The organism is Streptomyces sp. NRRL S-495 (assembly GCF_000966955.1).
Classification (GTDB): Bacteria; Actinomycetota; Actinomycetes; order Streptomycetales; family Streptomycetaceae; genus Kitasatospora; species Kitasatospora purpeofusca.
In genome coordinates this window covers 1-7,610 of record NZ_JZWY01000711.1, presented here as the reverse complement: position 1 = coordinate 7,610, position 7,610 = coordinate 1, and the positions used below count along the sequence as shown (strand labels likewise).

Here is a 7,610-nt window from a genome sequence, read left to right as displayed (position 1 = left end):
GATCAGCGGCTACGCGGTGACGGCGCTGCTGGCCCGCCCGGTGTCGGGCGTGCTGATGAACCGCCTCGGCACCCGGGCCCTGACCATCGGCGGAACGGTGCTGGCCGCGCTCGCCACCGTCTGCTATCCGCTCGCCGGGTCGATCACCGAACTCATCGGCCTGCGCATGCTGCTGGGCGTCGGCATGGGCGTGATGCTGGCCGCGGTCGGGGTCTGGCCGGTGCAACTTGTCGCCAAGGACCGGCAGGGCTGGGCGCTGGGCCTGGGCGGCACGGTGAACTACGTGGCCATCGGCCTGGGCGCGCCGCTGGGCTCCTTGATCGAGCACCTGGTGGGCACGGCGAGCACCTTCGTGATCTCGGGACTGATCGCCCTGCTCGTCATCCCCATCGCCCTGTACGTACCCGAGGTGAGACTCTCCTCGACCTCGGAGCGGGCCGGCGTCGAGCAGGGCCGCTCCGCGCTGCTCGGCGTCGTCCTGCCCAGCGTCGCGCTGATCTTCACCGCGTTCGGCTTCGCGGCCGTCTCCAGCTTCGCGGTCGCGAAGTTCGACGCCCTCGGCATCGCCGGGGGAGCGGTCGTGGTCACCGCCTACTCCCTGACCCTGACCGTGGTGCTGCTGCGGGTGGCGGGCAGCTGGATCCGCTGGGAGCCCACCCGACCGGTGGAGCTCGCGGGCCTGTTCCTCGTCGAGGCCCTGGGGGTCGCGCTCCTCGGGATGGCGGACGGCCTCGGCCTGGGTGTGGTCGGCGGTGTGCTCATCGGTGTGGGGATGTGGCAGATCTACCCGATGCTGGGCCTGTTCGTGGTCCGCTCGGTCAGCGAACGCCGGCGCGCCACGGCGCTGTCGACCTTCGGTGCCTGCTTCACGGTCGGCCTCGCCGCCGGCAGCGGCTCCCTCGGACTGGTCGCCGGGGCCGCCGGGTACCGGACGATGTTCCTCGTCTGCGCGGCCTGTGTCGGTCTGGGCCTGCTGGTGGCCGTGGCCGCGGCCCGGGCGGCCCGGATCGACTGACCCCGCCGGCGCCGGGTCGGTGCCGGCGGGGTCGGTGCGCGTCGGGTCAGCCGGCCGGGGTCACCGGTCGGCCCCGGCGAGCTGTCGGACGTACTCGACGAACTGCGCCGCCGTCGAGTGCTCGTAGAGCTGCTTCGGTGACACCCTCGGCAGGTCCCGTTCCCGCATCGCGGCGAGGACCCGGACGACCAGCAAGGAGTTCCCGCCCAGGGTGAAGAAGTTGTCCTGCGGGCCCACCGGGGTGTTGAGGAACTTGCTCCAGATGCTCAGGATGTCGTCGGCGATTCCACCGGAGGCGGACGACTCCGGGGCCTCGGGGAGCTCATTGGTGCCGGGGAGCTCCTTGGTGACGGGCGGCACGAGGGCGGAGCCGCCGCGCGGATCGGGCAGGCCGGAGACGTCCGGCTTCCCGTTGATCGTGAGTGGGATCCCGGCGACCGCGGTGATCGTCGTGGGCATCATGTAGTCGGGGAGTTTCGCCTTGGCGTGCGCGAGCACCTCCGCCGGGTCCGCGGCGCGCCCCGCGACGGTTTCCAGGACGACGTAGGCGTCGATCCGGCTGCTCGCCGGATCGTCCGGCTCGTCCCGGTTGACCACGACGGCTGCGGCGGTCACCCGGGGCGCGCCCAGCAGCACCGTGCGGATCTCGTCCAGTTCGATGCGGTGCCCGCGCACCTTGACCTGGTTGTCCAGCCGGCCGAGGTGGTCGAGGCGGCCGTCGGGGTGCAGCCGCCCCTTGTCGCCGCTGCGGTAGACCCGTTCACCGGTCGCCTCGTCGAGGACGAACCGCTGCCCGGTCAGCTCGGGCAGGCCGAGGTAGCGGTCGGCCACGCCCGCGCCGCCGACGTAGATCTCACCCGGGACACCGGGCGGCAGGACCCGGCCCCGCTCGTCCCGGACGGACACCGACCACCCCGGCAGCGGACGGCCGACCGACCGCGACCCCGCCGCGACCTCCCGCGGGGTCACCGTCTGGGCGGTCACGTGCACGGTGGTCTCGGTGATGCCGAACATGTTGACCACCCGGCAGTCGGAGACCGGGTGCCGGGCGAACCAGGGGGCCAGCATGCGTACGTCGAGCGGTTCGCCGCCGAAGACGACCAGCCGCAGGGCCAGCTCTCCCCGGACGCGCTGATCGGTGCGGACGAGCTGCGCGAACGCCGACGGCGTCTGGTTCAGCACCGTGACGCGCTGCTCGGCCAGCAGGTCGTAGAACTCCTCGGTGTCACGAGTGGTCCAGTAGGGCACGACGACGAGGCGGCCGCCGGTGAGCAGGCAACCCCAGATCTCCCACACGGAGAAGTCGAAGGCGCTGGAGTGGAACAGCGTCCAGGTGTCGTCCGGGCCGAGCGCGAAGTCCTCGGCGGTCGCCCGCAGCAGCGCCAGCACATTGCGGTGCGGCACGACGACGCCCTTGGGCGTGCCGGTGGAACCGGAGGTGTAGATCACGTAGGCGGGGCCGTCGCCCTCGTCGCCACTCCCGTCGGAAGGGCTTCCGCCGGTGGTTGCCCGGTCGGCTCCGAGCTTCGTCAGCGCGGCCGGGGTCAGCAGCCGAACCCCGGGGACGGACGGGAACTCCGCCGCGGACGTGACCACGACGGGAACCTCCGCGTTCTGCGTGGTGAAGCGCAGGCGCTGCGCCGGGTAGCGCGGATCCATCGGCACGTACGCGCAGCCCGCCTTGAGCACGCCGAGCAGGGTGACCACCAGTTCGGCGTCCCGCTCCAGGCAGACACCGATCAGGCTGCCCGGCGCGACGTCCAGCGCGGACAGGCCCGCCGCCACCGCGTCCGCCCGGTCGTTCAGTTGCCGGTAGGTCAGCCGGTCGCTGTCGGCCAGCAACGCCACGGCGTCCGGCCGCGCGGCGGCCACCTGCTCGAAGGCGCGGTCGATCCGCCCCCGCACGGGCGTCGTGGCACCCGCCCCGCCCGCCCGCAGGATCGCCTCGCGTTCGGCGGGCGGCACCAGTTCCAGGTCGGCCAGGGGCGGCGTCCACGCTGCCCCGGTCGAACCGGCAGGTCGCGTGGGAGGCGCCCCGGTCCAGTTGGACGGTGAGCGGGAAGACCGGGGCGAGGGCGGCGGTGTAGTGGCCCTCCTCGAAGGCGGGGCCCAGGATTACCCCGACCGCGGGCGGTTCCTGTGTTGTGGCCAGCGTGACCGGCATGGCTGGCGTGACCGGCTCCGGGTCGAACCGGTGGAGGAACTCCGCGCCGGAGCAGTCCGGGTGCTCCTCCACAACGTGGACCCGGATGACGTCGCCGGTGCCGTCGCCCAGGTCCAGCACGCCGAGCTCGGCGCGGTTCCCGCCGCCGTAGCGGCTCAGGGCCAGGGCGATCGCGGGCAGGAAGAGCCCTTCGGCCTGTGCGCCGAGGCCGCTGAGATCGATTCGCGCGCTGCCGACGATCCCGTGCAGCTCCGGGTCGCCCAGGCCCCATTCGGGCCCGCGGCGCGGCGCGGGGCCCGGCGCGGGGCCTGGCCGGCCGGCGGTTGCGGGCCGGGGCAGTACGCCGGGCAGCACGCCACCATCCTCGGTCGGCCCGCCCAACGCCCGCCGGACGATCCGCCGCAGCGCGGCCGGCGGGACCGCTGCGCGGACGGCCACCAGGACCAGGTCCGCTGTTCCGTCGGTGTACCGCAGGACCACCGCCCGCAGCGGAGGGCCGTCCCGGTGGATCGGCCGCAGGGACTCGGCGCGTCTGCGCTCCTCGGCCATCGGCTCGTCCGCGTCGGCCGGTACCGAGGTCTGCCAGAGCCGGACCGGATCGGGCGTCGCTCCGGACAGCAGGTGCTGCGGATCCGCGCCGGCGGGGAGCCGCAGCACGAGGCTGTGACACCCGGCGGCGGGCTCGTCGATCGTCGATGTCGTCACGGGGGCCTCCTGGTCATCGGGAGTCATCGGGAGTGGTCCGGAGTTGTCCGCAGTCGTCCGCAGTCATCGGGACGTGAAGCCGCCGTCCACGGTCAGCACACTGCCGGTGACCTGACGGGAATCGTCCGCCGCCAGCCACAGGGCCGCGTCCGCGATGTCGGAGGGCTCGATCAGCGCGTTCATCGGCTGGTCCCGGACGAAGATCTGCTCGTGCTCGGCGACCGGGACCTCCAGGGACCGGGCGATCTCGGCGAGCATCCGGCCCTCCAGCACCGGATCGTCCCGGACCGACCCGGGGCAGAGCGCGTTCACCCGTACCCGCATCGGGGCGTAGTCGAGCGCCGCGGCCCTGGTCAGTCCGATCAGCCCGTGCTTGGCCGCGACGTAGCTCGCGAAGTGCCGGTACCCGACCGTGCCCGCGGTCGAGGACACGTTGATGATGCTGCCGGCCCGGCGCTCGACCATCACCGGTGCGACCGCCTTCATCATCCGCCAGGCGCCGGAGAGGTCGACGTCGAGCATGAGCGACCACTCGCGCTCGGTGATGTCGTGGGCGATCTTCCCGGAGGGCGAGGCGATTCCGGCGTTGTTGACCAGGACGTCCACCGTGCCGAACCGGTCGAGTGCCCGGTCGACCGCCGCCGCGCACTGCCGGGCGTCCCGTACGTCGACGGCGGCGGTCACGGTCGCGGCGCCCGCGCGTTCGCACAGGGCGGCCGTGTGTGCCAACTGGCCGGACGATCCGAGTGGATAGGGCACATCGGGGAGGTCCCGGGTGATGTCCAGCAGGAGCAGGTCGGCTCCCTCCTCGGCGAACCTGAGCGCGCAGGCACGGCCGAGGCCGCGGGCCGCGCCGGTGACGATCACGGCCTTACCGGTCAGCCTCACCTCGTGCTCGCGGCCGTCAGGCGCAGCAGCCGTTCCGGATCGTCGACCAAGTACATGTGGCCGCCGGGGAGTTCACGGTAGGAGAACGGACCGCTCGTCGCCCCGGCCCACTGTTCGGCCTGCGCGCGGGAGACGAGTTCGTCCTGCTCGCCGCGCAGGGCGGTGATCGGCACGGAGAGCGGCTCGGTGCCGCTCGGCCGGTAGTTCTCGTGCATCTCGACGTCGGCGCGGAGGATCGGGAGCAGGACCTCGACGAGTTCGGGGTCGTCGAAGGCCGCGTGCCGGTAGCCGGCGAACCGTTGCACCCCGGCGATGAACTCCTCGTCGGCCAGGCCGGTGGCCCGCTCGGTCCGTCCGTCCTGCGGCCCCGGTGATCCACTGACGAACAGGTGGCGCAGTCCGGGGTGACCGATCCGTTCGAGCTCCCTGGCGATCTCGTAGGCGAGCACCGCGCCGAGGCTGTGCCCGAACAGGGCGAGGTCCGCCCGCTCTCCGGCGTCGGCCAGGATCCTCGGTGTCAGCTCGGCGACGGCGTCGGCGACCTCGGCGAACGGGTCGTCCAGGAATCGTTCCTCGCGCCCCGGCAGCTGGACCGGAAGCAGTGTGACATCCGGTATTCCCAGCTTTTCCCATTCCCGGAAGAAACCGGCGCCGCTGCCCGCGAAAGGCAGGCAGGCGAGAATCGGCTGTGGTGCACTCATGGGTCCTCATCCTTCTTCGTCATTCACGAAGTTTCCTGATAACCAAAGTCCCGGTGCCGCTCGGCAGCGTAACCCACGGACGGCTCCACCGACCACGATCGGTCGGTGCCGCTGGCCGGTATTCGATGGCAGCTGTCGGCCCGCGGCCCGCGGCGCCGGGCGGGGGTTCGCCGAACGGACTGCCGGTTCGGTGCCGCCGGCACTCGGGCTACCCATCACCCGGCCCCCCGCAAACCTCGGCTCTCGTCCGTGTGTTCACCCGAGATCACCACTTGTTGGAGTGTCGACGAACCGCCCCCCGTGCCATCCCGCTCGGCGTTCGCCCAGCTCGCTCCTTCCGTTCGGGAGGGTCGCAGCCGGAGGACGCTGTCTCACGTGGTGCCGGGCCCTCCGCCGTCCGCCGCCCGGCGGGAAATGCGGAGGGGGCAATCGAATCGGCCCCGCCGCTGCTCGGATCCACCGCCGACTTCCTGCCGGAGGTGCCACGTGAGACATTGTCAAATACGTGATGGGACGGCGGACAAACGGTGATGGCGCTTGTTCCCGCCGGAGTCGGCGTGCTTATACTCGCGGTTATGGTGGATCACCACGGAGTGCATCGGGAAAGCTTCCAGGGTTTACAGGATTTATCGGACCGGGTGGTGTGATGACTTCTTCGCGCTGGGCGATATTCACTGATCATGAAAGCGGGCACGGTCGGGGTGTGAGGCGATGAGCATCCGCCAGCCCCCAGTCACCCGGACCGAGCGGATACTCGCCGACATCTGGTGCGATGTGCTCGAACTCGACGAGGTCGGGGTACTCGACAACTTCTTCGAAGTCGGCGGGTACTCGATGCTCATGCAGCTGGTGCGGGCGCAGATCGCGGAACGTACGGGTGTCCGTCCGACCTTGCCCGAACTGTTCATCCACTCCACGATCCGGTCGTGCGCCGCTTTCCTCGACGGATCGGCCACGGGTGGTTCGGGCCCGGGTGGATCGGGCCCGGGCGGTTCGGCGACGGGCGGTACGGCCACCGCCGGTACGACCAGCCGGCAGGACAAAGTCCTCTTGGCAGAGGGCGGTTCGGACCGCGACACGTTCCGCGGCACGGTCCGTGACACGGACATCGCCGTCATCGGACTGGCCTGCCGCTTCCCGGACGCGGTGGACGCCGACCAGTTCTGGGACAACCTCGTGTCCGGCGTGGACAGCATCAGCCGCTTCCCCCCGAAGAGCATCCCCGGCCCCGGCGGCGGCAAGCGCGAGTACGTTCCCGCGCGCGGACTGCTCCACGAGCCGGAATGGTTCGACGCGGGCTACTTCGGCTACACCCCGCGCGAGGCCCTGCTCACCGACCCCCAGCACCGGGTCCTGCTGGAGTGCGCGGTCGAGGCGATCGAGGGCGCCGGCTACGACCCGGACCGGTTCCCGGGCCTGATCGGCATCTACGCCGGGTGCAGCCTGTCCTCCTACACGGAGACCCTGCGGGCCAGGCAGCAGGAGGACCGGTCGATCACCACCTGGGACATCCTGATGGGCACCACCAGCGACTACCTGGCCAGTCGCATCGCCTACAAGCTGGGGCTGCGCGGGCCGACCGCCAATGTGCAGGCGGCGTGCGCGACTTCGCTGTACGCGGTGCACTTCGCCGCCCGGGCCCTGCTCGCCGGGGAGTGCGATCTCGCGCTGGCGGGCGGCAGTTCGGTGCGGCTGCCGGCCGAGCTGGACAACTACCGGGTCGGCGGGATACCGGGTCGGCGGGATCACCTCGCCGTCCGGTGTCTGCAGCCCGTTCGACACGGCCGCGGACGGGGTGGTCGGCGGTCAGGGGTGCGGGATCACCGTGCTGAAGCGGCTGTCCGAGGCCATCGCCGACGGCGACCACATCCATGCCGTGCTGCGCGGTTCCGCGGTGAACAACGACGGCCGGGACCGTGCGGGGTTCACCGCGCCGGGAGTCCGGGGGCAGGTCGAGGTGGTCAGGGCCGCCCAGCGCGCCGCGGGCGTCACGCCCGCGTCCATCACCTACGTCGAGGCGCACGGCACCGGCACCCGGGTCGGGGACCCGATCGAGGTCGCCGGGCTGAACCAGGCGTTCGAGGACGGGAAGCCCCGCGAGGAGCCGTGCCTGCTCGGCTCGGTGAAGGGCAACATC

5 protein-coding genes and 1 pseudogene are annotated in these 7,610 nt (G+C 71.8%); 3 read left to right on the top strand and 3 right to left on the bottom strand.

Annotated elements, in window-relative coordinates; genetic code table 11:
• On the top strand, positions 1-1,015 hold a 1,015-nt coding region (locus VR45_RS31485; RefSeq protein ID WP_045943289.1), incomplete at its 5' end, for an MFS transporter.
• A gap of 60 nt (positions 1,016-1,075) precedes the next feature.
• On the opposite strand, the gene VR45_RS31480 is transcribed toward VR45_RS31485, so the two are convergent.
• The 3 genes from VR45_RS31480 to VR45_RS31470 form a co-directional block, all read right to left on the bottom strand.
• Entirely contained in the window at positions 1,076-2,980 is a 1,905-nt protein-coding gene (locus VR45_RS31480) for an amino acid adenylation domain-containing protein (protein ID WP_052709515.1), read from the bottom strand.
• A 967-nt stretch (positions 2,981-3,947) separates the two neighbouring features.
• Positions 3,948-4,772 (bottom strand): SDR family oxidoreductase, encoded by an 825-nt coding sequence (locus VR45_RS31475; protein WP_045943288.1) that lies wholly within the window; start codon positions 4,770-4,772, stop codon positions 3,948-3,950.
• Complete coding sequence (locus tag VR45_RS31470) at positions 4,769-5,473, bottom strand: alpha/beta fold hydrolase (protein ID WP_045943287.1); 705 nt, start codon at positions 5,471-5,473, stop codon at positions 4,769-4,771. Before VR45_RS31470 ends, VR45_RS31475 begins: the two co-directional genes overlap by 4 nt.
• A gap of 711 nt (positions 5,474-6,184) precedes the next feature.
• Between VR45_RS31470 and VR45_RS50735 the strand changes: the two are divergent.
• Together VR45_RS50735 and VR45_RS50245 are read left to right on the top strand one after the other, a co-directional pair.
• Positions 6,185-7,156, top strand: a pseudogene (locus VR45_RS50735) (beta-ketoacyl synthase N-terminal-like domain-containing protein); the annotation flags it as partial.
• Positions 7,059-7,610: polyketide synthase (locus VR45_RS50245; protein ID WP_286163553.1), on the top strand; the 552-nt coding region annotated here is incomplete at its 3' end. The pseudogene VR45_RS50735 and the gene VR45_RS50245, both read left to right, overlap by 98 nt.

Bases quoted from the DNA above. Each gene is read 5' to 3' on its own strand.
- VR45_RS31470 (WP_045943287.1), bottom strand. From the start codon at position 5,473: ATGAGTGCACCACAGCCGATTCTCGCCTGCCTGCCTTTCGCGGGCAGC.